The organism is Gimesia chilikensis (genome assembly GCF_008329715.1).
GTDB classification, from domain to species: Bacteria; Planctomycetota; Planctomycetia; order Planctomycetales; family Planctomycetaceae; genus Gimesia; species Gimesia chilikensis.
This window is the reverse complement of sequence record NZ_VTSR01000005.1, coordinates 192,864-210,853: the sequence shown is the minus strand read 5'-3', so window position 1 is coordinate 210,853 and position 17,990 is coordinate 192,864. Positions and strand designations below refer to the sequence as shown.

At 55.6% G+C, this 17,990-nt stretch carries 12 protein-coding genes; 4 read left to right on the top strand and 8 right to left on the bottom strand.

The features are described from left to right. Positions 1-214: 214 nt before the first annotated feature. Together FYZ48_RS05060 and FYZ48_RS05055 are read left to right on the top strand one after the other, a co-directional pair. A complete protein-coding gene (locus tag FYZ48_RS05060; RefSeq protein WP_145044696.1) occupies positions 215-787 on the top strand; it encodes a hypothetical protein in 573 nt (190 codons plus the stop codon). A gap of 62 nt (positions 788-849) precedes the next feature. Then, positions 850-2,772, top strand: a complete 1,923-nt coding sequence (locus FYZ48_RS05055; RefSeq protein WP_149338172.1) for a DEAD/DEAH box helicase — start codon at positions 850-852, stop codon at positions 2,770-2,772. A gap of 3 nt (positions 2,773-2,775) precedes the next feature. Here the strand turns inward: FYZ48_RS05055 and FYZ48_RS05050 are convergent, their stop codons facing one another. The 4 genes from FYZ48_RS05050 to FYZ48_RS05040 form a co-directional block, all read right to left on the bottom strand. After that, the gene (locus FYZ48_RS05050) at positions 2,776-4,056 is read right to left on the bottom strand and encodes an alpha/beta hydrolase family protein (protein WP_149338170.1); all 1,281 of its coding nucleotides are present in this window, start codon (positions 4,054-4,056) and stop codon (positions 2,776-2,778) included. 116 nt (positions 4,057-4,172) lie between these two features. Further along, a complete protein-coding gene (locus FYZ48_RS29175; RefSeq protein ID WP_187781876.1) occupies positions 4,173-4,607 on the bottom strand; it encodes a diacylglycerol kinase family protein in 435 nt (144 codons plus the stop codon). Positions 4,608-4,621: 14 nt separating this feature from the next. Next, positions 4,622-7,675: a hypothetical protein gene (locus FYZ48_RS29170; RefSeq protein WP_187781875.1), complete on the bottom strand. Its 3,054-nt coding sequence runs from the start codon at positions 7,673-7,675 to the stop codon at positions 4,622-4,624. Positions 7,676-7,919: 244 nt separating this feature from the next. Further along, entirely contained in the window at positions 7,920-9,284 is a 1,365-nt protein-coding gene (locus FYZ48_RS05040) for a glycosyltransferase family 39 protein (RefSeq protein WP_149338166.1), read from the bottom strand. 467 nt (positions 9,285-9,751) lie between these two features. Here FYZ48_RS05040 and FYZ48_RS05035 point away from each other — a divergent pair, with 467 nt between their 5' ends. Further along, positions 9,752-12,046: an efflux RND transporter permease subunit gene (locus FYZ48_RS05035; protein ID WP_149338164.1), complete on the top strand. Its 2,295-nt coding sequence runs from the start codon at positions 9,752-9,754 to the stop codon at positions 12,044-12,046. Here FYZ48_RS05035 and FYZ48_RS05030 read toward each other — a convergent pair. The 4 genes from FYZ48_RS05030 to FYZ48_RS29165 all read right to left on the bottom strand — a co-directional run bounded on the left by FYZ48_RS05030 (position 12,035) and on the right by FYZ48_RS29165 (position 16,055). Then, positions 12,035-13,156 (bottom strand): citrate/2-methylcitrate synthase, encoded by a 1,122-nt coding sequence (locus FYZ48_RS05030; protein ID WP_149338162.1) that lies wholly within the window; start codon positions 13,154-13,156, stop codon positions 12,035-12,037. The genes FYZ48_RS05035 and FYZ48_RS05030 overlap by 12 nt on opposite strands. A 177-nt stretch (positions 13,157-13,333) precedes the next feature. Then, on the bottom strand, positions 13,334-14,302 hold the full coding sequence (hemC, locus tag FYZ48_RS05025; RefSeq protein ID WP_149338160.1) for a hydroxymethylbilane synthase: 969 nt from the start codon (positions 14,300-14,302) through the stop codon (positions 13,334-13,336). A gap of 78 nt (positions 14,303-14,380) precedes the next feature. Further along, on the bottom strand, positions 14,381-15,565 hold the full coding sequence (locus tag FYZ48_RS05020; RefSeq protein WP_149338158.1) for a DUF502 domain-containing protein: 1,185 nt from the start codon (positions 15,563-15,565) through the stop codon (positions 14,381-14,383). A gap of 73 nt (positions 15,566-15,638) precedes the next feature. Then, positions 15,639-16,055 carry a ComF family protein gene (locus FYZ48_RS29165; protein WP_187781874.1) on the bottom strand — a complete coding sequence of 139 codons (417 nt, stop codon included), beginning with the start codon at positions 16,053-16,055 and terminating at the stop codon, positions 15,639-15,641. Between the two features lie 138 nt (positions 16,056-16,193). Between FYZ48_RS29165 and hpnE the strand changes: the two genes are divergently transcribed. After that, complete coding sequence (gene hpnE / locus FYZ48_RS05010; protein WP_149338154.1) at positions 16,194-17,990, top strand: hydroxysqualene dehydroxylase HpnE; 1,797 nt, start codon at positions 16,194-16,196, stop codon at positions 17,988-17,990.

Here is a 17,990-nt window from a genome sequence, read left to right as displayed (position 1 = left end):
CAATCTCTGCCGGAAAAAACTGTGCTCTGGGCGGCTGAGGAGAGAATCTGGAACCAGTTGTTATTTCAAGGGTTATTGAAGTGAAACTATCTAATACGACCATTCCAACAACCTCTCAAGTCATGAAATGGTGAGGACGATGATATCGATACAGTAGGTTTTCCTGATTGACGAAAGAAGTACGGTTCAGATGAGAATCAGGATCACCTGATCATTGTCGACAACACAAGAACTGACATCCGGAGAAGAGAACTTTATGGCCGCGGACGGTAACAGCAAAGAGTTGAAACTGGGATTCCTGACCACGATTGAATGCCCGGATGGGGCGTTGATCGGAGGCCTGCTGGTGACGAATCATTTCGGTCGCCCCCTGGAATTTCAATGTACGACTCCCGTCAAACCGAACCGGACACAAGAGGTATTGTATGGACCGACACTGGTTCCGTTCCTGCTGGGGGAAGTGATTGGCCAGACGCTGGTTGACAAGATGAACGTCAAGCCGAGCCTGATCCTTGTAGAGCAGGAACAGGCGCTGGAGCTGCAGAACCATACGTCGATTCCGGTCGCCATCCTGACCGATGTGGAGCAGCTGATCGAAGAGAGTGACGCCTACCTCACAGAACAGGTCGGGCGAAACCGGCTGCGGTTTGATGCTGCCCACCAGATTGGAAAGTCTGCGATTGAAAAAACGAGTCAGCATATCCCCGGAGATGCTGACCTTGGGGAGCCGTTTGAACGTGTGCGTGAAGCCTTAACAGAAGCGGTAAAGATGGGGTCTTCCCGTTAGAGCGCTTTCTGAGGCAGCGTTGAATTAATTTATCAGGCACTACTTCCAGATCAGGCAGAGACGTGGATTTTACCGAGTCATCATTCCAGCAGCAACAGGCACAACACAAGGCACCTCACACGGGGGGACCGCATTTTCTCCCCCCTTCTACAGCCCCGGAGACACAATCCATTTCCGACACGGATCGCGAGGAACTGTTACGGCAGATCAGCAGTGACACGGTCCCGCTGACAGTCAGTACGTCCGTGTTTGCGTCCGGCATGAATGGTGCCCTGACCAGGAAGTTCAATCTCGATGCTTCTGAAATCGAACTGATTGAACGCGCCGGCCTGCAGCCTAAGTGGAAGCCGACCAGGCCACGTGTCAGAACCTTCGGTATGACCTTTCCCGACGGCCTGGAGTTCATTCCGCCCAAAGAGGAGAAAGAAGACAAGCCTGAACTGAGCAAGATGAAGGGGCCGGAAGTCGAAGGAGCCGAGGTCGCCCCACGTAAAAAGTCGACCCGGCTCAAACCGCCGGCTAACGCGCTCTCACTCGAAGACCGCCTGTTCTACCTGTTGCAGCCGCCGTTGGAAACCTGGCTGGCTGGTCAGGAACTGATCATGCCTTTCGAACCATTTCCCTATCAGTATGAGGGGATTGCCTGGTTGTTCTCTAAAAAATCGGCGTTGCTCGCTGATGAAATGGGACTGGGAAAAACCATGCAGACGATTACCGGCGTGCGTCTGCTGCTGCGTAGCGGACAGGTGCGTCGGATCCTGCTGGTCTGTCCCAAACCGTTGATTCCCAACTGGCAGCGCGAGTTCAAATTCTGGGCTGAAGAGCTGCCGGTCACCGTGGTACAGGGGGATACGAACCGCCGTCGCATGATCTGGGAGATGCCTAATACACCGATTCTGATTGCTAACTATGAGTCGATGGCACGCGACTTTGAAGCAATGGGGGAAGAGAACCTGCCCCGCTTCGACCTGGTGGTGCTCGACGAAGCACAGCGGATCAAGAACCGCGATTCACGGACGGCAGACGTCGCACGGTCCATTCCCCGCAAGCGGAGCTGGGCATTAACGGGAACGCCGATCGAGAATCGTCACGAAGAAATGTCGTCGCTCTTTGAGTGGATGGAGATCATTCCGCCCCGGGGCACACCCGACCTGCGTCAGTTGCAGGCGCTCTCGAAAGAATTCATTCTCCGGCGGACTAAAGACCTGGTGATGACCGACCTGCCGCCCCGTCTGGATCGACCCGCCTACCTCGATCTGAATCCGGCTCAACGAATTGCCTATGAAACGGCAGAGAAGGACGGTGTGATTCAGTTGAATGAGATGGGTGACTCGATCACGGTGCAGCATGTGTTTGAGCTCGTGCTGCGTTTGAAGCAGATCACTAATTTTGATCCGGTAACCGGCGACAGCGCGAAACTCGATCGCCTCGAAGCCGACATGGAAGAAATCGCCGCCTCGGGGGGAAAAGCGATTCTATTCAGCCAGTGGACCAAGCCTTTGGACTTCATGGCGCAGCGGCTGGAACGTTTCGGGACCCTGGTTTATCACGGGGGGATTCCCACGAAACAGCGCGAACCGATTCTGGATCAGTTCAAGCACGACCCCGATTCGCATCTGCTGCTGATGAGTTATGGTACCGGGGCCGTCGGATTGAATCTGCAGTTCGCCGGTTACGTCTTCCTGTTTGACCGCTGGTGGAACCCGGCGATTGAGGATCAGGCGATTAACCGCGCGCACCGGATCGGGCAGAAAACGCAGGTTATCGTCACCAAGTTTGTCTGCAATAACACAATTGAAGAGCGGATCGACATGGTGCTTGAACAGAAGCGGGAACTGTTCCGCTCGATTCTGGGTGATGGCGATACGACCTGCGAATCGCGCAGCCTGACCGCAGCCGAAATCTTCGGTCTGTTTGATCTGAAGCAGAAGAAAGGGGACACGACCCAGAAGATCGCCCCCAAAGTTCCGAACTCCGCCGCCTGATCGTTACTTTTCCAGTTTCGAAGAGAGTGGGCTGGAGGTCATAGCGTCCTGTTCATCGGTCACATTGATGAACCAGATGATGGCGTTTTTCGGGGGCGCTGGTCCGGTGATCTTTGTGCCTTCAATCGTCAGAGGCACCGCTTGCCATTTGCGTTCGAGGTTGGGTCCTTCGTCCGTCGTATATTGCAGGACTGCGGATTTCAGTTTGACCGGCTGTGCGAGTTCTGCAGTGATCTGTTCTCCCTGGATGACCGGTTTCTGAACGACGGCCAGCGGTGCTGCCTGCATCAGCTTTTCATTGAAGAAGCGGGCGATCTCTTTTGGTTCCCAGCCCGCCGGGTGGCTGTGCCGCATTTTGACTTCGATGCGAATGTTCTTTGGAGTGGATGCGGGGACCGCTTCGTAGCTGCGCTGATAGGCTTGGAGCCAGTAATGAAAATCGTTGGTACCATTCAGGAATAAGATCGGCATCTGAACTGCCCGCAGATAGTGCCCCGGGTCATAGAGTTGCATCCAGCGTTTGGCGTCCTCGTCGGGGAGTTGGTTGATCGACCGCTCAAACACGGAATGGTTGTTGAGGAAGCCACAACCATAAACGGGAGCAGCCGCTTTAAATCGATTGTCCAGACCAGACACGATGCAGGTCAGATAGCCACCCCAGGAGATGCCGGTGACGGCGGTTTTGTCTTTATCGACTTCGGGGAAGGAGCGAATCAGCGAGTGAGCCAGGATCGCATTGGCGGGGGCGTGATAGCACCAGTGTTCCGACTTGTCGTCTTTGATTGCGTTGAATTTTTCCGCATGAGACTGGTTCGGACCGCCGGCTGACAGACGCTCGCGATGCTCGCGTTTGTGTGGATTCTTCCCTTCCAGCGGTCGACTGCCTGCCAGGTCCATGGAGATCGCTGCATAGCCCTGCTTCGCCCACAGTTCGGCCCATTCACGAAATGCGGTCCCTCCTCCGCCGTGAATCAATACAACGCCAGGGTAGGTTGCCTGCTTGTCTTTCGAGAGGCCCAGTGTGCGGGGAGAGGCGTAGTAAGCGAAGACCTGCGTCGGCTTCCCTTTATATTCCAGTCCCTGATACAGCAGTTTGTGAACCGGACCGGTCTGGTCGATCCATTCATATTCGGGTGCCTGGCTGAGTGCTGTCAGATCCCAGGGAGTCGATTCCGGCAGTCGAGGATCCGGTTTAATGACATCAGCGGCCGAAGCGACGTCGATACTGAGCAGGGTAATTAAGCAGAGCAGGAATACGATGATCGAAGTTCGTTGTTGTTTCATCAGCAGCGCCATCAGTGATATCAGGTTCGAATGGATAAATGTTTCGATGATTATCCGATACGACCGGGGCAGACGCAAGACTCTGATGAAAATAGGGTACTCATTGCTACTGTCTGTTAAAACAGTAAGCGGTAAATCGCAGAGCAGAAAATGATCCCGATGGTGATGATCGAACCAATGATGCTCACGCCTACCGCTGCCGTTCCCACCTTGAATGTATTCTGTGATTCCGCCGGCAGATGACTTCCCAGCAGTTTCCAGATGGACTTCAAGACCTGGTTAAACATTTGCGCGCAGAGCACCGTCGTCATTGCCAGAATGACGATTGCCCAGTGTGTGGCCGACAGGCCCAGCAGCATGCCTGTGGTGAGTACGGCACTGCCTGTGAAGAAGTGGATGAAGAACGAACTGTCCAGGCGCACGCCGAACGTGATACCCCGCTCGACATCGACCAGGCGCTGCCGCCATTCGGGACGGATTTTTTCGGCGTCTGAATTTCCAGCCGAGTTGATGCGAATTTTTCGGGACTGCGTTTCCGGTGATTGTAACACTGTCAAAATTCCTGTTATTGAGGCGGATTGCCAAAGAGTGAATTGAAGGCTCCTGGCCCGGCTCCAAAGTTTCCAAAGCGCGGCATAATGGTTAAGCCGATTCCGGCATTGCCCGTACTCTGATCGTAGTTCATTCCGAGGCTCATGACGAAGTCGGCCCCGGTTCTGGTGATCATGAAGGTCTGCCCGCGGTTCAAGTTTTCGCCCAGGTCGTATGCAGTACTGACGCCGGCGCTCCATTTTTCGCTCATGATGTAGTTCAGCGTGGCAGAGAGGATCTGGCTGTCCAGGCCGCCGCCCCCTTTGATCTGTTGTAACGCCACGTTAACCGTCATGCGGCGGGTTCGCTGACTGGTCAATGACACGTCCCACAACTGCTGTGCGCCATCGAACAGGTCGTAATAGGCGTTGGCTGCCAGTGTGGTTCGGTCACCCAGATACCAGCGGTAACGCCCCCCCAACAGACCAAAGTCTTCGCCAAAGTTGTCACGCGTCGCATCCGGGAAGTAGGACGCTTCCAGATCCAGGCTCATCCAGTCTTTGATCCGTTGTTGATCGGGGGGACCCGTTTTGGTCTGCAGCCGATGCCGCCACGCCATCCGCAGGACCTGTTGATCGTCGACCATTTCGTAGTACGGATCGGTCACACCCCGTGCGGCTCCCGTTCGTACTGCGTAAAAGCGGGGATCGAACTGGGGAGGCAGCGTGCCACCGAAGGTGTTGATGACCAGACGTTCGCGGAATCGTTCCTGGGCGTTGTCATCGAATTCATTGTATTGTGCGATGTTGGTCAGGTTTTCACTCGAGTCGCTGAAGGAATAATCCGCTTCAAGCACCATCTTGTGCGCCAGACCGTTCAGATTGAAAAACGGATTGTAAACCGTGGGGAAGACCCGCTCTGCCATGATGCTGCTCCGCAGACCGGCAGAACCATAGAGACGGTCAATCTGCTGTTGCTGCAGACCCTGTTCCCAGTAAGCCGCTTCCCCCATGACATAGGGAGTCATGATGAAGGGACCCAGATTGAAGGGGGCTTCCAGCTGGTTGCGGGTCATCGCGACCAGTCCCTCTGAATCCGCAACGAAGGGCAGGGGAGTAAAGACGTCCTGAGAGGGGTTGTATGGTGCGGAGCCGGGCTTCAGCTTTCCGTAACCGACGGAGGAATGGGAAGTCCAGTTGACCAGGTTTCCGAAGAGGGGCTCGCCCAGCAGGAACAGATCCGCTTTGGGCAGCCAGTCTGTGGTGGTTTCGAATCCGTTCAAACGGGTTCGTCCAATCATCGACCAGGACCAGTTCTCCTGTTGCTGCTTGAGGTGCAGCAGAGTTTCTACATCTTTACCGGTGTCAAATGTCTCTTCAAAGTATTCGTTCAGGAAGTTCCGGTCTGAGAGCAGACCACCTTCGCCGGTGAGTGTCATCCCGAATGGCGATTCCTGACGATGATGCATATTAATGAAATAGCGGTCCTCAGTGGAGGGGACCAGAGCCCGACGGTCGGCACCCAGGTTGTCGAGACCGGTGTCGTGGATGTAGAACATCTTGGCGTCACCGCGGAAGACATTATCGAAGCCCAGCATGTTGGCTCCCTGATAGTCTCCCGACTGACCGATGCCGACACCACGGTATGAGTAGTAATCGACCTGACCTTCCCACTTCGTGCCGGGCAGACGTTCGAGGCCGAGCAGTTTATACATATCCCATTCGGTTTCGACCTGGAAACCGAAGATACGGTCGTTCCCGAATCTCAGACCTGTGATCGGAAAATAGATGTCCTCGGCCGGACTGGTGACGTAGGGCAGATAAAACAGCGGTACGTCACCAACCTGGAAGGTATTGTTCGAACTGGAAATCCAGGCGCGCTTATTCGGGACTGGTTCATTAGTGAGGGGATCAATTTGCGGTGAGCCTGTTCCCAGCCAGGGAGTCGTATAGCGATCTTCGATGAACACATCCGAGGATTGAATTTTGTATCCGGGTTTTCCAAACTGGCTGCCCGTTGCCCAGGCGTTCTGAGCCAGGTAGGCCCCTTTCGACAACTGACGGATCTGGCTGGCCCGGACGCGGACATCTTCTCCCAGTTCGGGGATATACGTTTTGAGTTCTGCATCCAGCAGCACGCCCCGTTCTTCGCGGGCATCGTAGTAGGCACGGTTGGCCTGGAGATAATAGGTTCCCTGCCGGATCTCAATATTGCCTTCAAGGTAGATTTCGAAAGGCGTTTCTTTGGACTGGCGGATTTCCGAGTTGAAGTTCTGCGTGTCCCGTCCATCGGTCCAGATGATAATCCGATCCGCGGACATGTCGACCATGCCCAGACCTTCCACACCGTCGATGAGCAGGTTGACACCGCCGGTAATCACCCAGATCTGTTCCGGGGGAACGGTGTGTGTCGAGGGAAAACTTTGTACGTTGTAGGGGACCGCGCTACGGGGGAACAGACGAATGCGACGGAATCCGACGTTCATTTCCGGTTCAGGCATGGGAGCCAGTTCCGGTCCTTCGAGCGGTGGTTTCTCGACGATGAACTGAGCACGCTTCAACTGATGATCGTGGGGAATGCCCCGGCGTTGTGTCGCCCGTTTGAGCAGGGGATCATCCTCGGCGGGCGTTCCGTTCGTCGGGCGACGGTATTTGGTTTTCAAGCCGTTCTGCGTGACCAGATTGACGAGCAGACTGTTCTCGCTTTGGGATTCTCCCGGCAGATCGACGCGGACTTCCCCTTCCAGATAGACAGAGATGCGATCCGTCTTACGGGATTTGGCATGCCAGATGACCATCTGTCGCGAGCGGAGAACGGCGTCGCCCTGTTGAATGCGGCAGTTCCCTTTCAAAATCGAAACGTTGACGAAATCCTGTTCCCACTGCTGGGAGTATTCCGCCTCGATCTGGATCGATTCCTGTTCCGATGGTTCGTATTCCGACTCTTCGTAAGACGCTTTGGGAGCACCGAAGAAACTGGTCTGAGCAGGCGCAACGGTGGTGACACCGCCGAGGATTGCAATCAGCAAAATCACTCGCCAGATACGAAGCGAAACATACCGAGAATCGGAATAGATCTCGCCCGACACGGGCACTCCTGAAGTGATAACCGGGTAGGTCAATCTTCTGATGAGAGGATAGGGTCGAAGTGGAATACGCTCTGCTGCCAAGGGTTTAGCAGGGAAGAGGGTAACGGTTTGAGGTCGGCAGGCGGTAACTCAGTCTGTCGACCCGAGATAAATGGGTGCGGATTATAGGTCGATTTCTGAAAGAGTGTCAATAACAATCACTGGCCGGGAATGAGAGTCAGCCTGCTTGTAAGTGATTGATTATTCATGATTTAGGGTGACCAGTGTTCGGGCGGTTCCAGAGTCGGTCGATTTTGCAGAAATGAATCAGATGGGACCAGCCGAAAACGCTCAGCAGGGCGATCGCAGGCACCAGCGGCGCCCGCATTCGCATGTTGGTCCAGTAGAACAGATGCACGATGGTAAAGCTCACCAGCAGCCAGATTAGTGGTGACCAGTTTCGCTCTCTTTTCCAGATTACCAGGCACGCTCCCCAGAGACAGCCCAGCAGGACAACAAAGTAGTAGCTCGCCACTCCCAGTAGCAGAGTTCGAGAGGGTGTCTGTCCCGCACTTGCGAGGGGGGCGATATTCCAGAATCGTTTGAGTCGCAGCAGACACGACTGGGCAAACAGCAAAGGTTGGGATGAAATATTCTGGCGTGCCCGCTGGTACATCCAGCGATCCCGTTCCTGTTCGGTCTCGAGGGCTGGCTGCAGTTGCGCGATGTCCACCTCCAGACTTTTCTGCCAGGCATCCAGGCTCTCACCTGTCCACACCGTTCCCCAGGGCTGCTGCACCACTTCGTTGTAGAAGACCGGATTATTCCCCAGCAAGAGCGTGTATCCTCCATGCGTGGTCGTCAGAATCGGCGCGCGAAACACGACCAGATTACGAATCAGCCAGGGGGAAACTGCCAGAATAATTCCCGCTGCCAGAAATGCAATCTGCTGGCTGACTGATGCGGGCCGCAACTCCTCTCTGTTTGAGAGCAGTCTCTGTTTGAGTGAATCCGCCAGGCGGATCACCAGCCAGATTCCCAGAAACGCCAGAAAAGTGGGCCTGCAGAGAATCGCCAGCCCCCAGACGGCGCCGGTCCAGAACAGCAGTGGTTTGTTGGTTGACGCTGATAATTCCTCTGCACGTGTGGAAAAACTGCAGATCAGCAGGTAGAGCAAGAGGCTGCACAAGAACGTGGCCAGCACTTCGGTCATGGAGTAAGAGGTGTATTGCAGCAGAATCGGATCCGTCGCCACGATTCCCGCCGCGAACAGAGCCGCCCATTTTAACTGTAATCGCTGACCTGTTTTCCAGGTGAACCAGACGGTGGCAATTCCCAGCAGGACCTGGAGGATCCCTGTCATCTGGGGACCTGCATTCAGATAGTAACCCACGGCCAGCAGGCAGGGGTAAAGGGGCGGACGAAAGGCCGTCGGTTCGAGGTCCTGTCCTGCGTCCATGCGACTTGAAGTGAAGCCATTTCCCGCAGCGAGGTTACGGGCAATCGCAATATAGGCATCCCGGTCTTCCCGCAGTTGATCACTCTGCCGCATTACGATTCCCAGACGCAGACCGCCCGCCAGGAGCAGAATCAGTACAAGGGCCGTCGTTAAGAATCCGGTTTTGGTCACAGACAATGTTCCACTGTGGAAAAGAGAGATCCCGAGGGGACAACACGGGAGGATCGGCGTATTTTCGATCTGGTGTTTCGATTCCCCAAAGTATTAACAATACGGCAGTTAACCAGTGGGAAGACAGCCCTAAGTATGCAGATCTGACACGGCAGACACAAGGGGACTCTGCTCACCAGAAAAGGGGTTTATGTGATTTCTGACGGCTGTAGGGACTGAACAGACCTGCGATTCGAAACGATCCAGATATCAGGAAATATCGATGCTGCAGGTTCTGAAGTATGCCCGTTGGAAAAAAACAACACGATGCAAAAAAGGCACACTTTGTCGTGAAATCACGGTTTCCGTGAGCTATAGTTCGACAAGAGTATCTGGGTTGCGTGAGCTGCGGAAGTTTTCCTGCATTATCGCAACGGGCCGAATTTTAATCGTATTGCCTGTCGGGCAGCAGGAAGTGGTTTCCCCTTATGAGTCGTCAACCAGAGAGCTGGCTGGAATCAGGGGTAAACCTGCTCTATAAACTCCGCTGGGGCCTGCTGGTCGTTTTTTTGATTCTGACCGGCTTCGCTTATTTTCCAGCGTCGAAGCTGGACTTCGAACAGTCGATTGAATCGCTCTACGCTAAAGATGACCAGCACCTGCTCGATTACCTTGAGAGCAAACGGCTCTTCGGCGGCGATGAACTCGTTTTCGTCGCATATACCGTACCCGGCCTGCTGGGCGAAGAGGGTTCCCGGGAAACCGATGAGCTGAAAGAGGTCCGTCAATTCTCCCAGGAACTCAGTCAGATCCCGGGCATCAATGCAGACGTTACGCAAAACCTGGCAAATGCACTCAGCCCTCCCAAATTAAACTTCCTGTTGCGGGTACTGATTCGACAGAAACGCGACGAACTGATCGAGCTCTCGCGTGGCGTGCTGATCGGTGACGACAACGAAACCACGGCCATCGTCCTCCGCCTGCTGCCTGAAGATCAATCTCCCGTTCCCCGTGCCGAAACATTCAAACAAATCCGCGAGCTGGCACATGCTCACGAGCCCCGCGCCTATGTGGTCGGCGAGCCCGTGCAGGTCTATGACATGTTCCGTTACGTGGAAGAAGACGGCGATGTACTGTTCAAAGTCTCGCTCAGTCTGCTGGCGGTCGTATTGCTGCTCTTGTTCCGTCGGCTGCGCTGGGTGGCCCTCCCTCTCCTGGTTGTGATCTGTTCCATCTGGTGGACCGAAGCCACACTTGTCATCGGTAATCTCCAGTTGAGCATGGTCAGCTCTATGTTGAATTCCCTCGTGACGATCATCGGTATCGCGACGGTCGCACACGTGGCCGTCCACTTTCAGGCCCTGCAGCGCGAGAACGTTCCCCGCCCCGATGCGATCCGCCGGACGATGGTCGAACTCTTACCCGCGATCTTCTGGACCTGTGCCACCACGGCAGCCGGCTTCCTCTCACTGTTGACCAGTGAAATCGCTCCTGTCCGCAGCTTCGGTATCATGATGGCGCTGGGAACTCTGATGGTACTCATCGCCTCCACTGTCCTTCTACCCGGCGGAATGTCGCTGGGTTACCTGCGTCAACCTTCAAAACAGTCAGACGATAAAGGTCTGGCCCGAAAGCTGAAACAGGTCGCTCAGATGAATGAGCGTTATCCCAAACGGATTCTCTGGGGTTCGTTGATCTTCGTGATTTTTGCTGCTGCCGGCTTCAGTCGCTTAACCATTGAAACGGATTTCAGTAAAAACTTCCGCGACTCCAGCGAGATCGTCAAGGCGCTCGACTTCGTCGAAACCCGGCTCGGCGGTGCTTCCACCTGGGAAGTCAACTTTCCTGCTCCGTCTCAATTGAATAAGGAATACCTGGACCGCGTCCGGGCTCTGGCGGAAGACCTGCAACAGGTTAACCCTCCTGACAAAACACAGTTAACTAAAGTCATCTCCATTACGGACACGCTCGACTTTGTGCCAGCAAAACCGTTCGCATCCGACCCGATTCAGTCCAAGCTGGACCAGATCGAAGACCTGCAGGCGGACTTCGAAAGCAGCCTCTACAATCCCGAACAGGGTCGCATGCGTATCGTCCTGCGGGCCCTCGAACGACAGTCGGCTGAGGAAAAGCTCTCCCTGATTCATAAAGTCGATGCCCTCGCGAAAAAACATTTTCCCGGCTCGGAAACGAAAGAGTCCGATCAGAAATCAAATGCCGTTGATGGCGAACCTGGTAAGGCCGCCGGTATTTTTATTCTGCTCGCTTATCTGATTGACAGCCTGCTGCGAGATCAGCTTTACAGCTTCCTGCTCGCTGCCACCAGTATCTGGTTAATCATGTCACTCGCCTTCCGCAGTCTGAAACTGGGGCTGATTTCCATGGTCCCCAACCTGTTTCCGATTGTCGTCGTGATTGGTGTCATGGGCTGGACCGGATTGACGTTGAATATCGGTACTGCCATGATTGCCAGTGTTTCAATGGGACTCACGACCGATTCGAGCATCCACTTTATCTCGAGCTTCTTAAGAGCACGTTCGCGTGGTGCTTCGACAGATGAAGCGCTGCGATCAACTCAGCACAGTGTCGGCCGGGCAATCATTTATGCCACGTCCGCCCTGGTTGCCGGCTTCAGTGTACTCACCCTGTCACACTTCATCCCCCTGATTTATTTCGGGGCGCTGGTGAGCGTTGCCATGGTGGGTGGCGTCTTTGGAGACCTCGTCCTGATGCCCATTCTGCTGCGACTGACCTATCCCGACAAAGCGGAATCAGCTGCGTAACGGCAGTGGTTTATACTTCCGCTGATCCATTCCCACATAGCGTGAGAGTGGCTGGTACAGGTGATTGTTCTCCGTCTGTTCGACGATGTGTGCCACCCAGCCTGCCATTCGCGAAACCGCAAAGATCGGCGTGAACAGTTCAGGCTCAAAGCCCAGGTAATGCAGCAGTCGACTCGCGTGCCATTCCACGCGGGGATGAACGCGGGAGACTTTTGCCATGACATCTTCGATGGCATCCGCGGTCGCTTCCATTGCATTCAGTCCCAGTGCATCGGCAACCTGCACGCAGTAATTCTTCAGGACCGCAGCCCGGGGATCGCGTGGTTTACGCGGCGAGTGCTGGAATCCGAGTACCCGACGCCCCTTGGTGATTTCCTGGCAGGCCCACTCTTCTGCATTTCCTGAATGCATCGCTTCCTGTAACGCATCCAGAACGCCGGCTCCGGAGCTGCAATGCAACTGACCGTTCAGCGAACCGATGGCGGCATTGATCGATGAATACAGGGGACTCCCCGTCGATGCCACCACGCGGGCGGCAAAGGTGGATGGGGCCAGACCGTAATCGGCCTGCGAGATCAGCAGGGCATTGAAGGCTTCTTCTTCGAGCTGAGTCGGCTCATCACCTTTGAGCATGTACCAGAAACTGCCCGCATAAGAATGCTGGAAGTTAGGCACCACCGGCTTCTTCCCGTTGACGTAATGATAACGGAACGAGATCAGTTGCGGCAGCATCGCCAGCAGGTATTGGGCATTGGAAATGTCCGACATGAACATTCCGTATTCCATCTGCGGGTCGAAGTGTGCCAGCAGGCTGACGCCGCTGCGGACCACTTCCATCATGTCGATGTGCGGAGGAATCGATTCCAGGGCCTTCAACACGGGGTAAGGGAGCTGACCCGATTCGATCAGCATCGTCTGAAAGTCAGCCATCTCTTCGTGGCTGGGAAGTTCACCATGCAGGAGCAGGTAAGCAACTTCGAGGAACATAGCCTCGCGGGCCAGTTCATCTACCAGGTAACCCCGATAAGTCAAACCATCCTGGATTTGTGAGATTTCAGTTTCTGTCGCGACGATCCCGGCTAACCCGGGGCGATAAGGGTGACGTTCCATGTCTCAAACCTTTCGCTCTTCCTGAATACGATTTTGAGAGGCAGTCCATTTGCACAGAGTATAACCCAAGTGAATCACAGAATCGACATACGTTACGGCCTGTTTTTTACAGGAACAGGGAAATAATTTACAGGTCCTTTTTTCGACTTGACGGCCCGTAGGACAGTCGTTCGCACTTTAGAGCGCTTCCGGCGACCCGGGACCGGGCGAAATCAACCGGTCTGCACCCGCTTCCAGCAGTGACTCCGCTGCCTTGATCCCGGTTTCCGCAGCAGCTTCGAGTGCGCCGCTTTCGGAAACGAAAATCCGCTCCTGGCCGTCGCCACTCAACACGACTGCTTCCAATGTCAGTTGATTCTCTTCCAGGCGAGACAGACTACCGATCGGAGCATGGCAACCCGCACGCAGATGCGAAAGCAGACTTCGTTCCGCCGTGGTCGCGGCACGCACCGCGGGATCGGAAATCGCTCCCAGAATTTCAATGGTTTCGGTATCGTCGTCCCGGCATTCGATGCCCAAGGCACCTTGACCGACGGCCGGATAGACTTCCGGCGGACTTAAGAGCAGCCAGTTCCTTTCGGCCAGCAGTTCCAGTCGCACCATTCCGGCTTCCGCCAGGCAGAGGGCGTCGTATTCGCCGGAATCCAGTTTCTTCAGACGTGTCTGCACGTTTCCGCGGACTTCGAGCATCTCCAGGTCACTTCGCTGATGCAGCAGTTGAGCCCGGCGCCGCAGACTTCCCGTTCCAATCCGTGCCTGTTCGGGCAGATCAGCCAGCGACTCAATCGGCTCGGAACCTTCGGGCAGAATCAGCACGTCATACAAGGGACCCCGATCCGGAATTCCCGCCAGGGTCAGACCGGGAGCTGGCTCGGTCGGTAAATCTTTGAGACTGTGAACCGCCAGATCAGCCCGTCCGTCCAAAACCGCTTTCTGCACTTCGCGTGTGAAGACACCCAGTCCGCCGAACTGTGACAGCGGCGAGGTCAGATCGCGGTCACCTTCCGATGTGATATGCACGATTTCAATCGGCCGTCCGCTCCCCTGAGCTTCCAGCAGGGCAGACACATGCTCTGCCTGCCAGAGCGCGAGCTTGCTGGCTCGGGTCGCGATGCGCAAGGGACGGGGTTCCGCTGTCTGATTCATCAGTCAAATCTGCTTTCTATCCTGCGTATTCTGTTTCCATGTCTCTCTTGACCGAATCGATCAACGTCAGACCGCGGTCTATTTCTCTGGTGGCTGCTCGGAACTGTCAGTGGAATTTGAATCGGAAGCATCAGTCGTTTCTTCCGATTCGGAATGTTCGCTGGCGAGTGTGGTGGTCTGAGTCGTGGGTTCGGGCGGAGCGATCTGAACTTTGAAGCCGGCCAGCTTGCGATCGCCCAACAGACGCTTGCCCAGTTCCTCCCGCAGCAGTTCATCAGTCACTTTCTGTTGCGGAGGCACCAGCACTCCGCACGACAGGCAGAACTGAAACGCCTGGTCGACGGTCAGGTTCAAATCCACAATCTCGCTGCGGGGAACACTCATCGTATAACCGGTCACCGGCATCGGTGAGGTGGGAATCAGGATCGCCACCAGGGGTTCACCCGCGGTCACCGTCATTTCAAGCATACTGTCTCCCGTGACGAATCCCAGCGACCAGATGCCGCGACGCGGGTATTCCACGGCGACCACGCGACTGTAATCGACCGTGCGTTCGCTGAAGAAGAAGTCGGTCACCTGCTTCACCGAAGAATAGACGTTGCTCACCACAGGCAGTCTCGCCAGTACGCCCTGTTCGAACTTGTAGACCATCCAGGCGCCAATCCGGGCTGTCACGAAACGCCCCAGAAAGTACAACGCCACAATCGTCAACGCCACGGCGACCGCGCTCAGGTTGAACAGACTTTTGAACCAGCGGGTCGTCGCCAGTTCCATGTACAGACCCATCGCCGTCGTCGGCATGTCGGACGCACGAATTCGCTTCGCGACTTCCCGATAGTCAGTGTAAGGCACCGCCCGATCTCCAAATGGAACCCAGGCTTTGTCCGTAAGCTGCCGACGGGGAATTCGCCCCAGCGTCTGATCGTCAATCGCTTCCAGTTCGGCCGCATCCGTCCTGCTGACGAGGTAATCCTTGCGACAGTATTCCAGTGGAGGCAGTCCTTCCACCTGCACGAAGTTGTCCCGCGGCTGGGAATCGTCGGTGAAGTAGGCGATGCAGTAGCGCACCGTGGTTGTGGTAGGCGTGATGATATAGTTATTCACGATTCCCGCGACCCAGATGACAATCACCAGCGTCAGAATCGGCGGCAGACTGATCGCCAGGCCCCGCAGAAAGAAGTGATGGGTTCTCCCGATCTTTTTCTTCTCCTTTTTTTCAGGCGAATTCTTACCAGGGGGTGGCGGTGTGGTACTCGCATCCATCGAGATAACTTACCTTATCTGTTGTATCCACTGAAACAGCAGCCATTTCCGTGGAGTATCGATCTTAAATCTTTTATTGGCCCAGGGCCCTGGCAATGACTGCCACGTTGATCTCGCGGGCTCCTGCCTCCAGCAGCGCCTGCGTCGCAGCGTTGGCGGTTGAGCCTGTAGTCAGGACATCATCCACCAGTAAAATGCTCTGCCCCTGGATTCGCCTCGCTCGACGCACTCGAAACGCATCCCGTAAATTTCGTCTTCGTTCTGAAGAATTCAATCCGAGCTGCGCAGGGGTCCGTTTTCGTTTCGCGAGTATATTCACGTCGAAAGGGGCTTGCAAGCGGCCCGACAAAGCCTCACCAATCAGAGTCGACGGATTATGAGACCGGTAGAGCCGGGATGTCCAGTGCAGCGGGATCGGAATGATCAGATCAAAGTTCATGTTCTCCAGTGTTTCCTGATGGCGATAGTATAGTAGATTTCCCAGACTCACTCCCAGAGGGGCTCCCGGGTTCTGCTTCAGTTTTAAGATTAATTCGCTTAATGGACCCTGATATTGACCCAGGGCTATCGCTCGCTTGAATAAAAAACGATCTTTCCTGCAGTGAATGCAGCCTGAAGACGTCTCTACATGCGGTCCCACCGGGGCACCGCACCGTCCACACGTGTGAGCCATCAGGGGGGCGATCTGGTCGATCCGGGGCCCGCAGTTCGTTCCCGCGCACAGCCGGTCTTCACCGCACAGTACACACCGGGGCGGATAAACGAAATTCCTCCCCGCCTGCAGCCAGCCGCGGGAAAGTGTCTCAATCAGGGGAATCCCCGAATATTTCATGATTTCACCAAAGTCACTACTGGGATCTCAGCTGATTTTCGATATCCTCACATCTTAAAGCAGCAGTCCCGGAAAATACAGATCCAATGTACAGATGGGGCGATTTCACATGCACGGCACGTTGGTCAGGGAAAGTCATTGGAAGACAGCAGCACAGCAACAGTCATTGTCGGAGGCGGTCTCGCCGGCCTGGCCTGCGCTGCGGCTCTCGCGGAGCGGAATCAGCCTGTCACCCTGCTCGAGTCCCGACCCCGACTCGGGGGGCGCGCGAGCTCCTTTGAAGACCAGCAGTCCCAGTCCCTGATCGACAACTGTCAGCACGTCAGCATGGGCTGCTGTCACGAATTCAATCGCTTCTGCGAGACCGTCGGCATCGCTGATTCCTTCGAACGAGCCGAGCAGCTCTACTTCATCGGTCCCAATCAGAGCGGTCCCGTCAATACCGACACCCGCTTTGAGGTGAACCGCTTTGCCTCCAGTCCGGCGCTCCCCACACCCCTGCATCTGTTTCCCGCCTTCGCGAGACTCTCCTATCTCAACTTCCGCGAGAAACGCGAACTGGCCCAGGGACTCAAACAGCTCGCACGCACCCGCGTCAATCCAGAATACGAACCGACCATGGCCGACTGGCTCCAGGCACACGGGCAGTCGCAAACCGTCATCGACCGCTTCTGGAACGTAGTCCTCGTCAGCGCACTCAGCGAAAGCCTGGACCGCATCAGCCTCTCGCATGCCCGCAAGGTTTTCGTGGATGGCTTTCTCCGCGCCCGCGACAGCTGGCAGGTTCTGATTCCCACCAGGCCCCTCGAACAGTTGTATGGCACCACAATCAGTGACTGGTTGACCACACGCAGTACTGAGATCCGTCTCAAGACCGGTGTCAAGCAGATCCACATCACCGACGGCAAAGTGTCTGGCGTCGAACTTCGGGATGGCACTCACGTCGATGCAGATCGCGTCGTGCTCGCCGTTCCGCACCAGCGCGTGCTCGATCTGCTGCCTGCCGAGTTCCCCGGTCGCGCGGAACTGTCGCGCATCGAACAGCTTGAAGCAGCTCCTATCACCAGCGTGCATCTCTGGTTCGATCGTGAAATCACGCCGCTCCCGCACGCGGTCTTCGTCGATTGTCTTTCTCAATGGATGTTCAACCGTACGCAGTTGATGCAGCAGCAGCACGACGGACGCTGGTATTACCAGATCGTCATCTCGGCCAGTCATCAACTCACCGCAGCCGGACGCCAGGGACGCTCGCAGGAAGAGATCATCCAGGAAGTCATCGCCGAGCTCACCCGGATCTGGCCTGTCACCGGAGAGGCCCAACTGCTGCATAGTCGCATGCTCACCGAACATCATGCGGTCTTCTCCGTTCAGCCCGGCGTGGAACAGCTCCGCCCCGCGCAACGGACGCAGGTCGCAGGTCTGTATCTCGCTGGAGACTGGACTTCCACCGGCTGGCCCGCCACGATGGAAGGGGCCGTTCGCAGTGGATTGCTGGCGGCCGAGGAACTGCTCCACGATCTGGGGAAACCCGAGTCATTATTACTGCCTCCTGAAAATACGGCTTTTCTATCCAAAATGCTCTTCAGACTGTAA

Coding starts and splice junctions, on each gene's coding strand:
- hpnE (WP_149338154.1), top strand. CDS start 16,194: ATGCGGTCCCACCGGGGCACCGCACCGTCCACACGTGTGAGCCATCAG.
- FYZ48_RS05030 (WP_149338162.1), bottom strand. CDS start 13,156: ATGGAACGTCACCCTTATCGCCCCGGGTTAGCCGGGATCGTCGCGACA.
- FYZ48_RS05035 (WP_149338164.1), top strand. CDS start 9,752: ATGAGTCGTCAACCAGAGAGCTGGCTGGAATCAGGGGTAAACCTGCTC.
- hemC (WP_149338160.1), bottom strand. CDS start 14,302: ATGAATCAGACAGCGGAACCCCGTCCCTTGCGCATCGCGACCCGAGCC.
- FYZ48_RS05020 (WP_149338158.1), bottom strand. CDS start 15,565: ATGGATGCGAGTACCACACCGCCACCCCCTGGTAAGAATTCGCCTGAA.
- FYZ48_RS05050 (WP_149338170.1), bottom strand. CDS start 4,056: ATGAAACAACAACGAACTTCGATCATCGTATTCCTGCTCTGCTTAATT.